16 protein-coding genes, 2 pseudogenes and 1 riboswitch are annotated in these 19,379 nt (G+C 72.9%); of the genes and pseudogenes, 15 read left to right on the forward strand and 3 right to left on the reverse strand.

What is annotated here, in order from left to right:
• Positions 1-155: 155 nt before the first annotated feature.
• From ACFOY6_RS17710 to leuC, 3 genes are all read right to left on the reverse strand, one after another.
• A complete protein-coding gene (locus tag ACFOY6_RS17710) occupies positions 156-1,022 on the reverse strand; it encodes an HpcH/HpaI aldolase/citrate lyase family protein (protein WP_379651804.1) in 867 nt (288 codons plus the stop codon).
• 80 nt (positions 1,023-1,102) lie between these two features.
• Positions 1,103-1,732 (reverse strand): 3-isopropylmalate dehydratase small subunit, encoded by a 630-nt coding sequence (gene leuD / locus ACFOY6_RS17715; protein ID WP_379640983.1) that lies wholly within the window; start codon positions 1,730-1,732, stop codon positions 1,103-1,105.
• Complete coding sequence (gene leuC, locus ACFOY6_RS17720) at positions 1,732-3,150, reverse strand: 3-isopropylmalate dehydratase large subunit (RefSeq protein ID WP_379640981.1); 1,419 nt, start codon at positions 3,148-3,150, stop codon at positions 1,732-1,734. The genes leuD and leuC overlap by 1 nt, the downstream gene beginning before the upstream one ends.
• A gap of 130 nt (positions 3,151-3,280) precedes the next feature.
• On the opposite strand from leuC, the gene ACFOY6_RS17725 reads away from it, so the two are divergent.
• From ACFOY6_RS17725 to ACFOY6_RS17795, 15 genes and pseudogenes are all read left to right on the forward strand, one after another.
• Positions 3,281-4,111 carry a GntR family transcriptional regulator gene (locus ACFOY6_RS17725; RefSeq protein WP_379640978.1) on the forward strand — a complete coding sequence of 277 codons (831 nt, stop codon included), beginning with the start codon at positions 3,281-3,283 and terminating at the stop codon, positions 4,109-4,111.
• Complete coding sequence (locus tag ACFOY6_RS17730; protein WP_379651805.1) at positions 4,108-5,325, forward strand: ABC transporter substrate-binding protein; 1,218 nt, start codon at positions 4,108-4,110, stop codon at positions 5,323-5,325. Before ACFOY6_RS17725 ends, ACFOY6_RS17730 begins: the two co-directional genes overlap by 4 nt.
• Positions 5,326-5,335: 10 nt before the next feature.
• Positions 5,336-6,208, forward strand: coding sequence for a branched-chain amino acid ABC transporter permease (locus tag ACFOY6_RS17735; protein ID WP_379651806.1), 873 nt, complete (start codon positions 5,336-5,338; stop codon positions 6,206-6,208).
• Entirely contained in the window at positions 6,205-7,161 is a 957-nt protein-coding gene (locus ACFOY6_RS17740; protein WP_379651807.1) for a branched-chain amino acid ABC transporter permease, read from the forward strand. The genes ACFOY6_RS17735 and ACFOY6_RS17740 overlap by 4 nt, the downstream gene beginning before the upstream one ends.
• Positions 7,158-7,910 (forward strand): ABC transporter ATP-binding protein, encoded by a 753-nt coding sequence (locus ACFOY6_RS17745; RefSeq protein ID WP_379651808.1) that lies wholly within the window; start codon positions 7,158-7,160, stop codon positions 7,908-7,910. The genes ACFOY6_RS17740 and ACFOY6_RS17745 overlap by 4 nt, the downstream gene beginning before the upstream one ends.
• Positions 7,903-8,604 carry an ABC transporter ATP-binding protein gene (locus ACFOY6_RS17750; RefSeq protein ID WP_379651809.1) on the forward strand — a complete coding sequence of 234 codons (702 nt, stop codon included), beginning with the start codon at positions 7,903-7,905 and terminating at the stop codon, positions 8,602-8,604. Before ACFOY6_RS17745 ends, ACFOY6_RS17750 begins: the two co-directional genes overlap by 8 nt.
• A gap of 7 nt (positions 8,605-8,611) precedes the next feature.
• Positions 8,612-10,018: an MmgE/PrpD family protein gene (locus ACFOY6_RS17755; protein WP_379651810.1), complete on the forward strand. Its 1,407-nt coding sequence runs from the start codon at positions 8,612-8,614 to the stop codon at positions 10,016-10,018.
• Entirely contained in the window at positions 10,018-10,899 is an 882-nt protein-coding gene (locus tag ACFOY6_RS17760; protein WP_379651811.1) for an isocitrate lyase/PEP mutase family protein, read from the forward strand. Before ACFOY6_RS17755 ends, ACFOY6_RS17760 begins: the two co-directional genes overlap by 1 nt.
• Complete coding sequence (locus ACFOY6_RS17765) at positions 10,896-12,548, forward strand: hydantoinase B/oxoprolinase family protein (RefSeq protein WP_379651812.1); 1,653 nt, start codon at positions 10,896-10,898, stop codon at positions 12,546-12,548. The genes ACFOY6_RS17760 and ACFOY6_RS17765 overlap by 4 nt, the downstream gene beginning before the upstream one ends.
• Positions 12,545-14,599 (forward strand): hydantoinase/oxoprolinase family protein, encoded by a 2,055-nt coding sequence (locus tag ACFOY6_RS17770; protein WP_379651813.1) that lies wholly within the window; start codon positions 12,545-12,547, stop codon positions 14,597-14,599. Before ACFOY6_RS17765 ends, ACFOY6_RS17770 begins: the two co-directional genes overlap by 4 nt.
• A gap of 22 nt (positions 14,600-14,621) precedes the next feature.
• Positions 14,622-15,236 carry a cysteine hydrolase gene (locus tag ACFOY6_RS17775; RefSeq protein ID WP_379640962.1) on the forward strand — a complete coding sequence of 205 codons (615 nt, stop codon included), beginning with the start codon at positions 14,622-14,624 and terminating at the stop codon, positions 15,234-15,236.
• Positions 15,233-16,621: an FAD-dependent oxidoreductase gene (locus tag ACFOY6_RS17780; RefSeq protein ID WP_379640959.1), complete on the forward strand. Its 1,389-nt coding sequence runs from the start codon at positions 15,233-15,235 to the stop codon at positions 16,619-16,621. The genes ACFOY6_RS17775 and ACFOY6_RS17780 overlap by 4 nt, the downstream gene beginning before the upstream one ends.
• Before the next feature lie 81 nt (positions 16,622-16,702).
• A pseudogene (locus tag ACFOY6_RS17785) lies at positions 16,703-16,936 on the forward strand (DUF6525 family protein); the annotation flags it as partial.
• A 131-nt stretch (positions 16,937-17,067) separates the two neighbouring features.
• A riboswitch (cobalamin riboswitch) is annotated at positions 17,068-17,322 on the forward strand.
• 38 nt (positions 17,323-17,360) lie between these two features.
• Positions 17,361-18,938: an ABC transporter substrate-binding protein gene (locus ACFOY6_RS17790; RefSeq protein WP_379651814.1), complete on the forward strand. Its 1,578-nt coding sequence runs from the start codon at positions 17,361-17,363 to the stop codon at positions 18,936-18,938.
• Positions 18,929-19,379, forward strand: a pseudogene (locus ACFOY6_RS17795) (ABC transporter permease); the annotation flags it as partial. The gene ACFOY6_RS17790 and the pseudogene ACFOY6_RS17795, both read left to right, overlap by 10 nt.

The raw sequence follows: 19,379 nt of genomic DNA on the forward strand, positions 1-19,379 counted from the left end.
TTTTCCTGACATGTGCTGCCAGCGTTGCGCTACTGTTCCATGGGCCTCCAAGCCCGTCAACAAATCAGCATATTGTCATACAATCCTGGGTTACTGCCGGGCCGCCTTTGCGGTGGAGGATTTGGCCTCGCCGCCAGGACACGGCCCGGGCAGCCTTATCCGGCCAGCGCCAGGATCTCCTCGGCGCGGCGCACCACCGGCGGGTCGATCATCTTGCCGTCGATCTGGAAGGCGCCACGGCCCGCGGCGCGCGCCTCCGCGTCGCCCGCCACCACGCGGCGCGCCCAGTCGATCTCGGCGGCATCGGGCGCGAAGACCTCGTTCATGATGGCCACCTGCGCCGGGTGCACCGCCAGCGCGCCACGGAAGCCGAGCTGCCGCGCCTCGGCGATGGTGCGGCGGAAGGCCTCGAGGTCCTGGAACTGGCCGATGCTGCCGACGAAGCCCATCGGCATCAGCCCCGCCGCGCGGGCGGCCATCAGCACGGCGAGGTTGGGGCCGAGCAGCGCCGCCGGTCCGGGGATGGCACCGAGCGCCGCACAGAAATCCTCCGGCCCCAGCATCATCGCCACGCTGCGCGGGTCGGCGCCCGCGATGGCGGGCAGGGCGTAGAGGGCGGCGGGCGTCTCGATCTGCAGCAGCAGCCGCACCGTGCCGGGGGCAATGCCGCGCTCCGCCTCCAGCTCGGCCACGGCGGCGGAGACGTCCCGCACATAGCCCGGCTCCTCCACCTTGGGCAGCACGAGGCCGGCCAGGCCCGGCACCACCGCCGCCTCCAGATCGGCTGCCAGGGCGCGCAGGCCCCGGTTCACCCGCACCAGCACCGCCGGGCCATGCGCGCCGATGGCGGCGATGGAGCCGGCGAGGGAGGCGCGGGCGGCGGGCTTCTCTGCCGCCGGCACGGCATCCTCCAGGTCGAGGATGATGCCATCCGCCCCCCGCTCATGCGCGCGGGCGATGAAGCGCTGCACATGGGCGGGCACGAAGAGCAGGGAACGCCAGCGGGGCGGGGTCAGGCTCATGGATCCTCCTGCGGGGGCGGTGCTTCGCCGCCATCCTGGTTGCCGAACCCGTCCCTTGTGCGCGCCCCGTGCCGGAGTGTCTATCCGGCTTCCGGCCCCAGGGGCGGCAGCCCGGCCCAGGGGCGGCGACGTGCATCGGCCTCCGCGAAGGCGGCGATGGCCTCCGCATGGCTCAGCGTCAGGTCGAGGTCGTTCCAGCCGTTCAGCAGCTTGGTGCGCCAGACCGGATCGATGGCGAAGCCGAAGCGGTGGTTGCCCGCCCGCACCGCGCAGGCTTCCAGGTCCACCGTGAGTTCGCGGCCGCCCTGTTCCAGCCAGGCGAGCAGCTGCTCGATCTCGCGCTCCTCCAGCCGCGCCGGCAGCAGCCCGTTGTTGACGGCGTTGCTGGCGAAGATGTCGCCGAAGCTCGGCGCCAGAACGCAGCGGAAGCCGGCATCGACCAGCGCGTAGACCGCCGCCTCGCGCGAGGAGCCGCTGCCGAAGTTGCGCCGGGCGACGAGCACCCGCGCGCCCGCCCGCTCCGGCCGGTCGAGCGGCGAATCCGGCCGCACCGTGCCATCCTCGCCAAAGCGGAGGTCGTGCAGCAGGAACCGCCCGTAGCCCTCGCTGCGCGGCCGCTTCATGAAGCGGGCGGGGATGAGCTGGTCGGTGTCCACATTGGCCAGCGGCAGCGGGCAGGCCGGGGCCGCCAGGGTGGTGAAGGGCTGCATCAGCTCCGGCCCTCCAGCATCGGCCGCACATCGGCGATGTGCCCCGCCAGCGCGGCGGCGGCGACCATGGCGGGGGACATCAGATGCGTCCGCGCCCCCTTCCCCTGGCGGCCCTTGAAGTTGCGGTTGGTGGTGGAGGCGCAGCGCTCGCCCGCCGGCACCAGGTCGCCATTCATGCCGACGCACATGGAGCAGCCGGATTCCACCCATTCCAGCCCGGCCTCGCGGAAGATGCGGTCCAGCCCCTCCTGCTCGGCCTGCCGCTTGACCAGCGAGGAGCCGGGCGAGACCAGCCCCGGCACCCGCGCCTTCCGCCCCGCCAGCACCGCCGCGGCCGCGCGCAGATCCTCGATGCGGCTGTTGGTGCAGGAGCCGATGAAGACGCGGTCGATCGGCACCTCCTCGAGCCGCTGGCCGGGACGGAGGCCCATATAGTCCAGCGCGTCGCGGATCTGCGCGGCGCGGGAGGGGTCATTGGCGCGGTCGGGGTCGGGGATGGCGGCGGTGACGGGCAGCGCATCCTCCGGGCTGACGCCCCAGGTGACGATGGGCGCGATCTCGCCGGCCTGCAGCGATACCTCGCGGTCGAATTCCGCGCCCGCATCGCCCGGCAGGGCGAGCCAGGCCTCGGCGGCCTGCTCGAAGGCGGCGCCCTGCGGCGCCAGCGGCCGGCCGCGCAGGAACGCGACCGTGGTGGCATCGGGCGCGACCATGCCGCAGCGCGCGCCGCTCTCGATGGCCATGTTGCACAAGGTCAGCCGCCCCTCCATCGAGAGGCCGCGCACCGCGCTTCCGGCATATTCCACCGCATGGCCCTGCGCGCCATCGGCGCCGATGCGGGCGATGATGGCGAGCGCCAGATCCTTGGCGCCGGTACCGGCGGGGAGCCTCCCCTCCACCGTGACGCGCATGCGCTTCGGCTTCCGCTGCCACAGCGTCTGCGTCATCAGCACATGCGCGACCTCGGAAGCGCCGATGCCGAAGGCGAGCGCGCCGAAGGCGCCATGCGTGGAGGTGTGGCTGTCGCCGCAGACGATGGTGAGGCCCGGCAGGGTCAGCCCCTGCTCCGGCCCCACCACATGCACGATGCCCTGGCGCGGGTCGTGCAGGCCATAGAGCCGCGTGCCATGGGCGCGCGCATTGGCCTCCAGCCCCTGCACCATGCCGGCGATGCCGGAATCGGCAATGCTGCGCTGCGGTGTTCGCGTCGGCACGTAATGGTCGGCGACACCGATATTGAGCGCGGGACGCGCCACCTTCGCGCCGCGCGCGCGGAGCTGGGCGAAGGCGTGGTGCGAGCCTTCGTGGAAGAAATGCCGGTCGATCCAGAGCAGGCTCTGCCCGTCCTCCCGCGTGAGGACGACATGCGCGTCCCACAGCTTGTCGAACAGCGTGCGTCGCGGCGGCGCTTCGGCCATGCCCTGCCCTCCCCCCGGCGTTGTGGCCAGGACGATGCCGCAGAAAAACCGTTGACGCAATGCTGCTGTCTCGTAGGCTAGACAGCAGCCGGTCTGAAAAACCAGACAGGGAAAAGGGGAGAGAAGCCGCGTGGACGCCGCCGTTGAGACCTTCAAGGCGCGCCGGATCTACCTGCTGCTGCGGGACCGCATCACCGGCGGCACGCTGCCGGCGGGCACGCGCCTGCCCGGCGAGCCGGACCTCGCGGCCGAGCACGGCGTCTCCCGCGTCACCATCCGCCGCGCGCTGGACCAGCTCTCCACCGAGGGGTTGGTGGAGCGGCGCCCCGGCGTCGGCACCTTCGTGCGCGGCGGCGGCGTGCTGGCGCCGACCGTGGTCGATTTCGCTGATGTATTCACGCATCTGAAGGAGATGGGGCGGCGCACCGAGGTGCGGCTGCTGGCCTTCGGCTACGTGCAGCCGCCCGCGCCGGTGGCCGCCACGCTGGGCCTCGCGCCGGCGGAGCGCGCGCAGCGCGCGGTGCGCGTGCGGCTGATGGGCGGCGAGCCCTTCTCTCACCTGACCACCCATGTGCCCGAGCGCATCGGCACCACCTATTCCGAGGCGGAGATGGCCTCGCAGCCGCTGCTGGCGCTGCTCGAGCGTTCCGGCCTGCGCGTGGCGCGGGCGCGGCAATCCATCGGCGCCACGCTGGCCGGGCCGGAGGTGGCGCAGGCGCTGCAGGTGGAGATCGGCGCGCCGCTGCTCTCCCTCACCCGCCTTGTCGAGGACGAGGCGGGGAGCGCGGTCGAGCACCTGCACGCGCTCTACCGGCCGGACCGCTTCAGCTTCGAGATGCAGCTTCAGCGCACGGGGGCCGATGGCGCCCGGCGCTGGAGCCCATTGCCGCCGCTCGCGGCCAACACTGAAAAGAACGCCACGCCACGGCCCCCGCGCAGCAAGAGGAAGTCGTCATCATGAGCACATCCCGCCTGACCATCACCCGCCGCACGGCCCTGCGGGCCGGGGCGCTGCTGCCGACCCTCGCCATGCCGGGCCTGCTGCGCGCGCAGCCCGCCGCCGTGAAGATCGGCGTCCTGCAGCCGCTGACCGGCGCGCTGGCGCAGGATGGCGACCTCGGCCGCCTCGGCGCCACCCTGGCGGCGGAGGCGATCAACGGCGCGGGCGGCATCCAGGCCCTCGGCGGCGCGAAGGTGGAACTGGTGGTGGCCGATGCCCGCTCCAACCCGGAAGCGGCGGTGCAGGAAGTGGAGAAGCTGCAGGCGGAGGGCGTCGTCGCCATCGTCGGCGGCTTCGCCAGCCCGATCTGCCTGGCCGCCAGCCAGGCGGCGGCGCGCTACGACCTGCCCTACATCGTCGATGTCGGCGTCTCCGACCAGATCACCGCGCGCGGCCTGCGCAACACCTTCCGCTTCGCCCCCGGCTTCGGCATGGTGACGGGCACGGCGCTCGAGAACCTCGTCCGCCTCAACGACGCCGCCGGCAAGCCCTGCAAGACGGTGGTGCTGGTACACGAGGACGGGCTGTTCGGCTCCGGCCTCGCCAGGCTGCTGCAGGCGGAGCTGCCGAAGCGCGGCTTCGAGGTGCTGGAGACCATCGCCCACCCGACGCCGGCGCGCGACATGTCCAACGTGGCGCTGCGCATCCGCTCGCTGCGGCCCGACCTTGTCATTCCCTCCAGCTACTATGGCGAGTTCGTGCTGCTGGCGCGCACCATGCGGCAGCAGCGCATCCGGCCCAAGGGCATCTATGCCGTGCTGAACGGCGCCGCCTCCAACTACCGCTTCGTCAAGGAGTTCCCGGACGCGGCCGATGCGGTGATGGATTGCAACCACTGGCACGACCCGCGCAGCGAGGAGGCGAAGGCGCTGAAGGCCAAGGTCGATGCCGATGGCCGCCTCTGGGCCTACAACGTGCCGCTGAACTATTCCTGCGTGAAGCTGGTGGCGGATGCGGTGGGCCGCGCCGGCGCCGCCGACCGCAACAAGGTCATCGAGGCCCTCGCCACCTCCGACTTCTCCGGCCATATCCTGCCCTACGGCCCGACGAAGTTCGTCAATGGCCAGAACCAGGGCGCCGCGCCGGTCAACACCCAGGTGCAGGGCGGCGACATCAAGGTGATCTTCCCCGACGCCTTTGCCGACGCCAAGCCGGTCTTCCCGGTGCAGGGCTGACCGCGGGCTCATGTACTCCCCCGCGATCATCGCCGAGGCGGTGGTGAACGGGCTGATGACCGGGGCGGCCTACGCCCTGGTCGCGCTCGGCCTCACCCTGGTCTATGGCGTGCTGCACATCGTCAACTTTGCGCATGGCGCGCTGCTGACCTGCGCCATGTTCGCCGTGCTGGGCATGGAGCAGCTCCTCGGCATCGGCCCCTACGCCGCCATCCTGCCGCTGGCGCTGCTGTTCTATGGGCTGGGCTACGGGCTGCAGCGCTTCGTCATCGGCCCCTCCAGCCATGGCGAGGACCGCAACACGCTGCTGGTCACGCTCGGCCTCTCCATCATCCTGGAGAACGCCTTGCTCGCCGCCTTCCGCTCCGACACGCGCAGCCTCGGCGGCGAGATGGGGTTCGACGTGGTGGAACTCGGCCCCATGCTGCTCTCCCGCCCGCGGCTGGTGGGCTGCGCCGTGGCGCTGCTGGTGGCGGCGCTGCTCTGGCTGCTGCTGGCCCGCACCGATACGGGGCGCGCCATCCGCGCCGTGGCCAAGGAGCGCTTCGGCGCGCAGCTCAGCGGCATCGACCCGCGGCACATCTTCGCTGTCACCTTCGGCATAGGCTGTGCCTGCCTGGCGGTCGCGGCCTGCCTGCTGCTGCCCACCTTCTACGTCAATCCCCGCGTCGGCAACGCCTTCGTGCTGGTGGCCTTCACCATCGTGGTGCTGGGCGGCATGGGCTCGGTGACGGGCGCGCTGCTCGGCGGCCTCATCGTGGGCGTGGTGGAGAGCCTGGGCGGGTTGCTGCTGGGCGAGAGCCTGGGCCAGCTCGGCATCTTCCTCATCTTCATCCTGGTGCTGCTGTTCCGGCCCACCGGCCTGTTCGGAGCCCGCGCATGAAGCCGCGCGACATCCTCCCCCTCGCGCTGCTGCTCGGCGCGCTGGCGCTGACGCCGCTCTTCGCCAGCAACCTGCTGCTGAACTTCCTCGTCTCGGCGCTGATCATCGCGCTTGGCGCGCAGGGCTGGAACCTCCTCGGCGGCTATGGCGGGCAACTCTCCTTCGGCCACGCCGCACTGTTCGGCACGGGCGCCTATGCCACCGCCATCCTGCAGACCAGCTTTGGCGTGAATGCCTGGGTGGGCTTCGCCTGCGGCATCGCCCTGGCCGCGCTGACCGGCTGGGCGATCGGCTTCCTCAGCTTCCGCGCCCGGCTGCGCGGCTCCTACTTCGCCCTCGTGACGCTGGCCTTCGCCGAGGTGCTGCGCATCCTCGCCAATGCGGCCGGCTTCACCGGCGGCGCGGCGGGGCTGCTGATCAAGCTGGAGCCATCCTTCGCCAACTTCCAGTTCGCCAGCCGCGCCGGCATGCTGTGGGTGGTGCTGGCCTGCATCCTCGGCGTCTCGCTGCTCACGCTCTGGATCGACCGTGGCCGCTTCGGCGCGCAGCTCGTCGCCGTGCGGGAGAACGAGGACGCGGCGCGCGCGCTCGGCGTCGATGTGCTGGCCACCAAGCTGCGCGCCATCGCCCTCTCCGGCGCCATCACCGGCGCCGCGGGCGGGCTCTACGCGCAGAACTTCCTCTATCTCGACGCCAACATCGCCTACGGCACCTGGATCTCGGTGGAGGTGCTGATCGCCGCCATCGTCGGCGGCCTCGGCACGGTGCTGGGGCCGGTGGTCGGCGCGCTGGCGCTGCACGGCGTGGGCGAGATCACCAAGGGCCTGCTGGGCTGGATGACGGGGGTGGATCTGATGCTGTTCGGCGTCATCCTGATCGCCGCCGTCGCCTTCGTGCCGGCGGGGCTGGTCGGCGCGCTGCGCCGCCTGCGGATGCGGAGGGCCGCGCCATGATCCTTCTCTCGGTCGAGGGGCTGAGCAAGCGCTTCGGTGGCCTGCTGGCGGTGGACAAGGCCAGCATGGCGGTGCCGGAAGGCTCCATCACCGGGCTGATCGGCCCGAACGGCGCGGGCAAGACGACGCTCTTCGCCCTGGCCTCCGGCTTCCTGGAGCCCAGCGCCGGGCGCGTGCTGTTCGCCGGGGAGGATGTGACGGCCGAGCCGCCGCATCGGCGGGCGCGCCGCGGCATCGCCCGTACCTTCCAGATCGTGCAGCCCTTCCAGGGGCTGACGGTGCACGAGAACATCGTGGTGGGCGCCTATCTTCGCCATGCCGGGCGCCAGGCGGCGCTGGACGCGGCCCGCGCCGTGGCGGAGGAGGTCGGCCTCGCGCCGCTGCTGGAGACGCCCGCCGCCGCGCTGACGGTGGCCGGCCGCAAGCGGCTGGAGCTGGCCCGCGCCCTGGCCACCGCGCCGCGCCTGCTGCTGCTGGACGAGGTTCTGGCCGGCCTCAACCCCTCCGAGGTGCGGGACATCCTGCCGGTGCTGCGCGCCATCCGCGCGCGGGGCGTGACCATCCTGATGATCGAGCATGTGATGCAGGCGGTGATGAACCTGTGCGACCATGTGCATGTGCTGGCGCAGGGCCGCATGATCGCCGAGGGGCCGCCGCGCGCGGTCTGCAACGACGCGGCGGTGATCGAGGCCTATCTCGGCCATGGCGCGGCGGCGCGGATGCGCGCCGAGGGAGGCGCCCATGCTTGAGATCCGTGGCCTGCGCGCCGGCTATGGCGGCGTCGAGGTCCTGCGCGGCCTCGACATGGCGGTCTCCGCCGGCGAGATCGTCGCCGTGCTCGGCGCCAATGGCGTCGGCAAGACGACGCTGAACAAGGTGCTCTCCGGCGTGGTGCCGGTGCGCGCCGGCGAGATCCTGTTCGACGGCCAGCGCATCGACCGCGCCGCGCCGGATGCCATCGTCGCCGCCGGGCTGATCCATGTGCCCGAGGGGCGCAAGATCTTCCCCAACATGAGCGTGCGGGAGAATCTGGAGCTTGGCAGCTACCGGCGTGGCAAGCCGCGCCGCGCGCGGAACCTGGAGCGCGTCTTCGCCACCTTCCCCCGCCTGCGCGAGCGCATGGCCCAGGCCGCCGGCACCCTCTCGGGCGGCGAGCAGCAGATGCTCGCCATCGGCCGCGGCATGATGGCCGAGCCCCGCCTCCTCATCCTCGACGAGCCCTCGCTCGGCCTCTCGCCGCTGCTCGTCGAGGAGATGTTCGCCCTGATCCGCCGGCTCAACGCCGACGGGCTTCCCATCCTGCTGGTCGAGCAGAATGTGGTGCAGTCGCTCGAGGTCGCCGCCCGCGCCTACATCCTGGAGAACGGGCAGTTCGCCCTCTCCGGCACGGCGGATGCGGTGCGCGACAACCCTGAGCTGCGCCGCGCCTATCTCGGCATGTGAGGTCACGATGAGCATTGTCACGCCCGGCGTGCAGCCGGCTTCCGTGCTGCTGCGCCAGGAACGCCCCGCATGGCTGGCCGAATGGGGCCGCTTCGCCGCCGGCTTCGATCCCGCTGGCCTGCCGCCGGAGGTGCTCGCCCGCGCCCGGCTGGTGCTGCTGGACAGCATCGGCGTCATCGCCGCCGGCATGCAGGAGCCTGAGCTGCGCGCATTGCTGGCGCGGCCGAACTATGCGGGCGGCGGCGCGGCCGACGTCATCGGCGCCGGCCGTGCCCTGCCGCCGCTGCTCGCCGCCTTCGCCAACGGCACCGCCGGCGTCATGCTGGAGCTGGACGAGGGCAACCAGTATGCGCGCGGCCACCCCGCCATCCATGTGGTGCCGGCGGCGCTGGCCGCGGCGCCGAAGGATGGGCGGGCCCTGCTCGGCGCCATCATCCTCGGCTACGAGATGGGCGCGCGCATCGGCATCGCCAGCAAGCTGCGCGTGACAATGCACCCGCACGGCACCTGGGGCACGGTCGGCGCCTTCCTCTCGGCCGCGCATCTGCATGGCGCGGATGCGGAGACCATCATCCAGGGGCTGAACATCGCCTCCAGCCTCGGCCTCTCCACCAGCCGCCGGACGATGCTGGAGGGGGCCACGGTGCGCAACGCCTATGCCGGCCTCTCCAACCAGCTCGGGCTGATGGCCTGGGACCTGGCCGCCGCCGGCTTCACCGGCGAGACGGACGGCATCGGCGCCGTCTATGGCGGCATCATCGCCGAGGAGTTCTCGCCCGCCGCCATGACCGAGCAGCTCGGCACGCGCTGGGAGATCGCCCGCAACTACTTCAAGCGCCATGCCGCCTGCCGCTACACCCATGGCGCGCTGGACGCGCTGGGCGAGATCAGCGCCAGGCTGCCCGGGCTGCGCGCTGCGGATGTGGCGGCCATCGCGGTGGAGACCTATGTCTGGACCGCGCAGCTTGATCTGCCCCAGCCGCGCAACATGCTCTCGGCCAAGTTCTCCATCCCCTTCGCGCTCGCCACGGCGCTGATGCATGGCGGCGCCAGCGTGCCCGCCTTCCGCCCGCCCGCCCTGCGGGACGAGGCGGTGCGCGACCTCGCCGCGCGCGTCACGGTGCGGGAGGATGCGGCGCTGACCGCGCAGCTCCCCGGCCTGCGCCCGGCGCGCCTGACGGTGACGCTGCGCGACGGCAGCACCCACCGCGCCGAGGTGCTGACCAACCGGGGCGACACCGAGGACCCCTATGCGCGCGAGGACATCCTCGCCAAGTTCCGCGAGATGGCCGCGCCCGTCTGGGGCGAGGCCGCGGCGGAGACCCTGATCACGGCGGTCGAGGCGGTGGAGGAGCCCGGTGGGCTTTCCCGCCTGCTGCCCTTGCTGGCGGCCCCGCCGCGGAGCGCTTCCTGATGAGCCTGCGAGAAGAACTGGCCGGCCCCGCCGCCGTGGTGGCGCCCGGCGTCTATGACGCGCTGACCGCGAGCCTGGCCGTGATGGCCGGCTTCCGGGCGCTCTACGTCTCCGGCGCGGCCATCGCCTATACGCGCCTCGGCCGGCCCGATATCGGCCTGGTCTCGATGACCGAGGTGGCCGAGACGGTCGGGCTGATCCGCGACCGCGTGGATGTGCCGCTCGTCGTCGATGCCGACAATGGCTATGGCAACGCGCTGAACACGCAGCGCACGGTGCGGCTGTTCGAGCGCGCCGGCGCCACGGCGCTGCAGCTCGAGGACCAGACCCTGCCCAAGCGCTGCGGCCACCTGCAGGGCAAGTCGCTGATCGGCGCGGGCGAGATGGCCGGCAAGATCAAGGCCGCCGTCGATGCCCGCCACAGCCGCGAGACGCTGATCATCGCCCGCACCGACGCCGTGGCGGTGGAGGGCATGGAGGCCGCGCTGGAGCGCGCCCGCCTCTACGCCGAGGCCGGGGCCGATGTGCTCTTTGTCGAGGCGCCGCGCTCGCGCGAGCAGCTCGGCCGCATCGCTGCCGAGCTGGGCGGCGTCCGGCCGCTGCTGGCCAACATGGTCGAGGGTGGCGACACGCCGATCTCCACCGCCGGTGAGCTGGGCGGGATGGGCTTCCGCCTCGTCATCTTCCCCGGCGGCATCGTGCGCGCCCTCGCCCACACGGCGCGCGACTACTACGCCTCGCTGGCGGCGCATGGCAGCAACCAGCCCTTCGCCGGCCGCATGTTCGATTTCGGCGCGCTGAACGGGTTGATCGGCACGCCGGAGATGCTGGCCCTGGGCGAGACCTACGCGAAGTTCGAAGGCAAGGAGGGCGCGGCGTGAGCGCGATCGACCCCGTCACCCTCGCCATCCTGAAGGGACGGCTGGAGCAGATCGCGGACGAGATGGACGCGACCCTCTACCGCTCCGCCTTCAACCCGATCATCGCCGAGGCACGCGACGCCTGCCATGGCTTCTACCATGCCGAGACGGGCGAGACGCTGGTGCAGGGTGCCAATGGCCTGCCCATCTTCGTCGGCGCCATGGCCTTCGCGGTGAAGGCGGTGATCGACAAGGTGGCGGCCTCCGGCGGCGTGCGGGAGGGCGACACCTTCCTGTTCAACGACCCCTATGATGGCGGCACGCATCTCAACGATTTCCGGCTGGTGCGCCCGGTGTTCCGCGAGGGCCGCCTGTTCTGCTGGATGGCCTCGGTCGGCCACTGGCTGGATATCGGCGGCAACGTTCCCGGCGGCTACAACCCCAAGGCCACGGAGAGCTTCCAGGAAGGCGTCCGCATCCCCCCCGTGCGGCTGATGACCGAGGGGCGGATGAACCAGGACCTGCTGGACATCCTCGCCGCCAATTCCCGCGTGCCGGACTCCAACTGGGGCGACCTGAACGGCCAGCTCAACGCGCTCGACCTCGGCGGGCGGCGCTTCGCCGCGCTGCTCGACGAGTATGGCGAGGCCACGGTCGCCCAGGCCTTCGCCGCCTTCTCGGAGCGCGCCGAGGCGCTGATGCGCGCCGCCATCCGTGCCCTGCCGGATGGGCGCTACAGCTTCGAGGATGTGCTGGACAATGACGGCATCACCGACGAGACGCTGACCATCGCGCTCGACCTCACCATCGGGGGCGAGACGATGGCGCTGGATTTCTCGCGCTCCTCGCCGCCCGTGCAGGGGCCGGTGAACATCGCCCGCTCCACCGCCATCGCCGCCTGCTACGTGGCGCTGAAGCATGTCTTCACCGAGGTGCCGGCCAATGCGGGGTGCCTGCGCCCCATCGCCTTCACCGTGCCGGAGACGACGCTGCTCGGCGCCACGGCGCCGCGGCCGGTGGCCGGCTACACCGAGACCATCCTGCGCCTCATCGGCGTCATCTTCGGCGCGCTCGCCAAGGCCGATCCGTCGCGCGCCACGGCGGCCCCGTTCGGCACCATCAACGCGCTCTCGCTGGCCGGGCACCGCCAGGATGGCTCGCGCTGGGTGATGTTCTCCTTCTTCGGCGGCGGCCTCGGCGGCAACCCGGAGAGCGATGGCCTGAGCCACGCCAACAACCCGATCTCCACCGCCACCATCCCGCCCGTCGAGATCCTGGAGGCCGCCTACCCGGTGCTGTTCCGGCAATGGGCGCTGCGTCCGGATTCCGCCGGCCAGGGCGAGCATCGCGGCGGCCTCGGTGCGGTCTACGAGATCGAGCCCCTGACCGATGCGCGGGTCTCGCTGCTGGGCGAGCGCGGCAAGGCGGCGCCCTTCGGCGTCACCGGCGGCACGCCCGCTGCGCTGAACCGCTTCACCTGGACGGACGAGCAGGGCGCGCACAACCCGCCCATGGTCTCCAAGATCACCGACATCGCGCTGAAGGCGGGGCACAGCGTGACGCTCGAAACCCCTGGCGGCGGCGGCTGGGGCGACCCGGCGCGGCGCGACCCGCGAAAGGCCGCGCGCGACCGCCGGCTGGGCTATGTGACGGAGGGAGGCGCGGCATGAGCGCGACCATTGTCGGCGTCGATGTCGGCGGCACCTTCACCGACCTGTTCTGCTACGACGAGGCGGCGGGCCGCTTCCGCACCGCCAAGGTGCCCTCCAACCGCGGCGACGAGGCGGTGGGCTTCCTCGAGGGGCTGAAGAGCTTCGGCCCCGTGGCGCAGCTCGCCTCGGTGGTGCATGGCACCACCGTCGGCACCAATGCGCTGCTGGAGCGCAAGGGCGCCAGGGTCGGCCTCATCACCACGCGCGGCTTCCGCGACGTGCTGGAGATGCGCCGCCGCGACCGCCTGCACACCTGGGGCCTCTGGGGCGATTTTCTTCCAGTTGTCGATCGTGACATGCGGCTGGAGGTGGCCGAGCGCACCCTGGCCGATGGCAGCATCCGCGCGGCGGTCGATCCGGCCGAGGTGCAGGCGGCGGTGCGGCAACTGATAGAAAAGGGCGCCGAGGCGCTGGCCATCGTCTTCATCAACGCCTACGCCAACCCGGCCAACGAGCAGGCGGCGCTGGCGGCGGCGCGCGCGGTCTGGCCGGGCGAGACACTCGCCTGCTCCAGCCAGATCCTGCCCGAGATCCGCGAGTTCGAGCGCACCTCGACCACGGCGCTGAACGCCTACCTCCAGCCCGTCGTCGGCAGCTATCTCGGCAAGCTGGACGCCGCGCTGGCGGGCGAGGGCTTTGGCGGCCGGTTCCACATCGTGCAGTCCAATGGCGGCGTCATGTCCACCGCCACGGCGCGGCGGCTGCCGGTGCGCACGGCGCTCTCGGGGCCGGCGGCGGGTGTCATCGCCGCCGCCGCCATCGCGCGCGAGGCCGGCTTCCCCGATGTCATCACCGGCGATCTCGGCGGCACCTCCTTCGACGTCTCGCTGGTGGTGGGGGGCGGCACGGCGCTGGCGGCGCAGACCACCATCGATTTCGGCCTGGTCATCCGTACGCCGATGATCGAGATCAGCACCATCGGCGCCGGCGGCGGTTCCATTGCCCATGTCGATGCCGGCGGGCTGCTGCAGGTGGGGCCGGAGAGCGCCGGCTCCCGCCCCGGCCCGGTCTGCTACGGCCAGGGCAACACCCGGCCCACGCTGACGGATGCCAATGTCGTGCTCGGCCGCATCAACGCCGAGCGGCCGATCGGCGGCAAGCTCGCGCGCCTGGATGTGGAGGCGGCGAAGGCGGCCATCCTGGCGCATGTGGGCGCGCCGCTCGGCCTCGATGCCATGGCGGCGGCGGAGGCCATCCTGCGGGTCGCCAATGCGCGCATGGCGGGTGCCATCCGGCTCGTCTCCATCGAGCGGGGGCATGATCCGTCGCGCTTCGCGGTCGTGCCCTTCGGCGGCGGCGGCGCGCTGCATACGGGCGCGCTGATCCGCGAGGTCGGGCTGAAGGCGGCGCTGGTGCCGCGCTTCCCGGGCGTCACCTCGGCGCTGGGCTGCGTCATCGCCGACATCCGCCATGACCAGGTGCAGACGGTGAACCTGACGCTGGAGGCGATGGACGAGGCGGCGCTCGACCGCCGCATGGTGGCGGAGGCCGCCGCCGCCCGCGCCGTGGTGGAGGCCGCCGGCCTCGCCGTCGAGCGGATCGACACGGTGTTCGAGCTGGACATGCACTATGCCGGCCAGACCCATACCGTCGCCGTGCCGCTGCCGGTCGCGGTGCAGGGCGGCAGCACGGGGCTGACCCGCGCCATCGTGCGCGAGGCCTTCGAGCGCGCCTACCAGACCAGCTTCTCCCGCCTGCTGCCCGGCCTCGGCGTGCGCATCGTCAATCTCCGCACGGCGGCGATCGGCCGGCGGCCGCGCTTCGACCTCGGCCTGCTGGCGCCGGAGAAGGAGGCCACGGTGGAGGGCGCGCGGCGCGGCAGCCGCCCCGTCTGGTTCGGCGGCGCCTGGCACGACACCGCCATCTATGCCCGGCTGGAACTGCCGGAGGGCGCCACCATCCCCGGCCCGGCCATCCTGGAGCAGCCGGACGCCACCACCGTGGTCGATCCCGGCCTGGTGGCGCGGGTCGATCGCCTCGGCAACGTCATTGTGGAACGCGCGGCATGAGCCGCGACGTGGAGCGCGCGGCATGAGCCACGAGCCTGTCCCGGTCAGCGAGACCGCCCTGCTGATCGTCGATCTGCAGAACGACTTCATCCACCCCGAGGGCGCCTATGCGCGCGGCGGCCAGGGCGACCCCGCCATCGCCGCCTTGCCGGGCAAGCTGAAGCCGCTGGCCGAGGCGCTGCGCGCGAAGGGCGGCTGGGTGGTCTCCACCCAGTTCACCCTGGTGCCGGGCAAGGGCGGCGAGCCGATGATCTCGCCGCACCTGAAGGCGCTGCGCCCCTTCCTGCGGAAGGGCGATTTCTGCCCCGGCGCCTGGGGCCACCAGCTCGTCGACGAATTGCAGCCGGCCGATCTCTCGGTGGAGAAGCTGGCCTATTCCGCCTTCTACATGACGCGGCTGGAATGGGTGCTGCGCAAGGCGGGCATCCGGCGGCTGCTGGTGGCCGGCATCGTCACCAATGGCGGCGTCGCCTCCACGGTGCGGGACGCGCATGTGCGGGACATGGACGTGACCGTGCTGGAGGATGGCTGCGCCGCCTTCGGCGCCGAGACCCATGCCACGGCCATCGCCGCGCTGCGGCCGGTCTGCCGCGTTGCCAGCATCGCCGCGGCGCTGGATGAGGTGCGCGCGGCATGAGGGTGCTTCCGGCCGAGGGCGTCAGCTTCGAGGTGCGGATGCCGGTGGTGGTGGTGGGCGCCGGCGCCGCCGGCCTCACCGCCGCCCTGGCGCTGCGCGCGGCGGGGCAGGAGGTGCTGGTGCTGGAGCGCGACCCGGTGCCGCGCGGCTCCACCGCCCTCTCCGCCGGGCTGATCCCCGCCCCCGGCACGCGCTGGCAGCAGGCGGCGGGCGAGGCGGACAGCCCGGAGCGCTTCGCCGCCGACATCCTCGCCAAGGCCGGCGGCGAGCCGGATGCGGCGATGGTGCGCGCCATCGCCACCCGCATCGGCCCGGTGCTGGAATGGCTGGCGGACCGGCACGGGCTGGATTTCTCGGTCATCACCGATTTCCGCTACCCCGGCCATTCCGCCTGCCGCATGCACGGCCTGCCCAGCCGCTCCGGCGAGGAACTGGTCAACCGGCTGCGCGAGGCGGCCGAGGCCGCCGGCACCGAAATCCTGTGCGAGGCGCAGGTGACGGATCTCTACGCCGATGCGGAAGGCCGCATCCATGGCATCGCCTTCCGCCGCCCGGATGGCAGCGGGGAGCGCCTCGGCTGCGGCGCGCTGATCCTGGCCTGCAACGGCTATGGCGGCAATCCGGCGCTGGTGGCCGAGCATGTGCCGCAACTGGCCGGCGCGCTGTATTTCGGTCATGCCGGCAACCAGGGCGAGGCGCTGCTCTGGGGTGAGGCGCTGGGGGCGGCCACGCGGCACCTCTCCGGCCACCAGGGGCATGGCTCGGTCGCCCACCCCATCGGCATCCTGATCTCCTGGGCCACCATCACCCAGGGCGGCGTGCAGGTGAACCTGGAGGGCCGCCGCTTCTCCGACGAGAGCCACGGCTATTCCGAGCAGGCGGCGGTGGTGCTGCGCCAGCCGGAGGGCATCGCCTGGAGCGTGTTCGACGAGCGCATCGCCGGCATTGCCCGCCAGTTCGAGGATTTCCGCCAGGCCGAGGCGGCGGGGGTGGTGCTGTCCGCGCCGGACGTGGCCGCCCTCGCCGCCGCCACGAAGCTGCCCGCGGCGGCGCTGCGCGCCACGCTGGAAGAGGTGGAGGCGCTCAAGCAGGCCGGCGCCACGGATGGCTTCGGCCGCAGCTTCGCCCATCAGCCGCCGCTGGTGCCGCCCTACCGCGCCGTGCGGGTGACGGGCGCGCTGTTCCACACCCAGGGCGGGCTGGTGGTGGACGAGGCCGCCCGCGTGCTGCGCCCCGATGGCACGCCCTTTCCCAACCTCTACGCGGCGGGCGGCGCCGCCTGCGGCGTCTCCGGCAGCCGGGCCGAAGGCTATCTCTCCGGCAATGGCCTGCTGACCGCCGTGGCGCTCGGCCACGCCGCCGGCGAGGCCGCCGCCCGGGCCTGACGGGAACGGGGAGGGCAGCGCCCCTCCCCGCCTCGCACCTGCCCCCTTGCGTTATGTTATACCATAACATAAACGCCGGATATGGCATCTCCCCCCCTCAACGACATCACCGCCCGTGAAGGCCGCTGGCGCCGCTGGCGCGGCGATGAGTGGGCCTGCTTCGACGCCCTGCCGCCCGCCGTGCGCCGCCGGATGCAGGAACACGCCTACGACCCCTGGGCGGTGAACGCGCATCTGCTGTGGCGCATGTTCCGCCGCCAGCTCGGCTCCTCGGCGCGGGCGGAGCGGCGGCTGCTGCGGCACCTCGACCTGTGCGAGGCGATGGAGCGGGCCGAGTTCGCCGCCGCCTACCGGCGGGCGCATGGCGTGCCGCTGCCGCACGAGGCGGCGGCGGCCTCCGTGCTGCGGGATGCAGGCGGGCGAATTGCCGCCGCCGCCGCGCCTGCCTATGCTGAGGCTTCGACGGTCCCGCGCGAGCGGGTGAAAAGGGAACACCGTGCGCCCGCACCGGAGCCGATCCGGGGGCAAGTCGGTGGCTGATCCCGCAACTGTAGGCGGCATTCCGGCGCCCGCCAGCCCTCCGCCAGGGGGGCGCGCCACTGGGCCAGCAGGCCCGGGAAGGCGGGGCACCGGAGGGCGGGGGGCGCAGGCCACCCCGCCGGGCCGCGAGCCAGGAGACCTGCCGCCGAGGCCTTTTCCCCACATCGCCGGGCGGGATTCCCCGGTGCAGGAGACGATGATGACCGACCTGCCGGGCCTTCGCGCCCCGATCCTGGCGCCTGCCCGCCCCGCCCCCGGCCTGCCGCGCCGCCTGATGCTGGCCGCCCCCGCCCTGCTGCTCGCCCGCCCGCTGCGCGCCGAGGCGGCGGTTCTGCGCGTGGTCTCTCCCTGGGAGTTCAGCAGCCCCGACCCGGTGGAGACCGGCTATGTACTGCGCCGCCTCGGCATCGCCGAGACACTGGTGGGCGTGCGCCCTGACGGCACGCTGCGCGGCCTGCTGGCCGAGAGCTGGTCGGTGGAGCCAGACCGGCTGACCTGGCGCTTCCGCCTGCGCGAGGCGCGCTTCCATGACGGCACGCCCGTCACCGCGCCGCTCGTGGTGCGCACGCTGGAGCGGGTGCGGCCCCTGGCCGAGAGCCTTTCCGCCATTCCGCTGGCGGCGCTCTGGGCCGAGGGCGAGCGGGAGGTGGTGTTCCGCACCGAGACGCCCTTCGCCCCCCTGCCCGGCTGCCTGACCGACTATGCCGGCATCATCCTTGCCCCGTCCGCCTATGACGCGGAGGGCCGGCCGCAGCGCCCGGTGGCCACCGGCCCCTTCCGCGTGACGGCGCTGGACGGCATCCGCGGCATCGAGGCCGAGGCCTTCCCGGAATACTGGGGCGCGCCGCCAGCGGTGCGGCGCCTGGCCTACAGCGCCGTGCCGCTGGGCGAGACCCGCGCCCGGCTGGCCGAGGCCGGCGAGGCGGATATCGCCTTCACCCTGCTGCCGCAGGCGGCGGAGCGCATCCAGGCCTCGGGCCGGGCGCGCATCCTCAGTGCCACCATCCCGCGCCCGCGCATGATCGTCATGAATCTGCGCCGGCCGCCATTCGCCGATGTCCGGGTGCGCCGCGCCCTCTCGCTGGCCATCGACCGCGAGGGGCTGGCCGCCGCCATTTTGCGCCATCCGGCCAGCAGCGCCACCCAGCTCCTGCCCCCCGTGCTCTCCGGCTGGCACGACCCGGATCTGCCGCCGCTGCGGCGGAACCCGGCCGAGGCGCGCCGCCTGCTGGACGAGGCCGGCTGGGCTCCAGGCGCCGACGGCATCCGCCACAAGGACGGCCAGCGCCTGGCGGCCGCGATGATGGTGCCCTCCAACCGCCCGGAGATCCCGGTGATGGCGCAGGCCATCCAGGCCCAGTGGCGCGCCGTGGGGGCCGAGATCACGGTGCGGCCCGGCCCCTCCGGCGCGCTGCCCGGCGCCATCCGCGACGGCTCGATGGAATGCAGCCTGCTGGCCCGCACCTATGTGAACGTGCCGGACCCGATCGGCACCATCATCCCCGACTTCACCGGCGACCGGCAGCTCTGGTCCTCCCCCGGCTTCGACAACCCCGAGATGCTGGACCTCACCCGCGCCTATCTCGGCAGCTTCGCGGAGGCGGAGCGCGCGCCGCTGCGCCGGCGCATCGCCGCCATCCTGCAATCCGAGCTGCCCGTCATCCCGGTCTCCTGGTTCGAGCACAATGTGGCGGTCTCGCCGCGCGTGGCGCTGTCCTCGGTGGTGCTGGACCCGTTCGAGCAGGATTACGGCGCGGCCGGGCTGCGGTGGGCCTGAGCCTCGCCCGCCTGCTGGCCGCCCGGCTGGCGCAGGCGGGGCTGGTGGCGCTGGTGGTGGCGACGCTCTGCTTCGCCGCGCTGCAGGCGCTGCCGGGCGACCTCGCCCTGCGCGTTGCGGCCGCCCGCTTCGGCGAGGACCGGGTGAGCGCCGCGATGGTCGAGGCACTGCGCGCGGAGGCGGGGCTGGACCGGCCGGTGCTGCTGCAATACGGCGCCTGGCTGGCCGATCTGGCGCGTGGCCGCTTCGGCCGCTCGCTCGTCACCGGGCAGCCGGTGCTGGCCGAGGTGGCGCCGCGGCTGGGGCTGACGCTGCGCGTCGGCGCGCTGGCCGTGCTGGCGGCGCTGCTGCGGGCGCTGCCCGCCGCCCTGGCGGCGGGGCGGGGGCCGGGCGGCTGGCTGGACCGGGGGGTGGCGGGGCTCGCCGCGCTGCTGGGCCCGG

Origin of the sequence: Teichococcus aestuarii (assembly GCF_042651065.1) — a bacterium.
GTDB lineage: Bacteria > Pseudomonadota > Alphaproteobacteria > Acetobacterales > Acetobacteraceae > Pseudoroseomonas > Pseudoroseomonas aestuarii.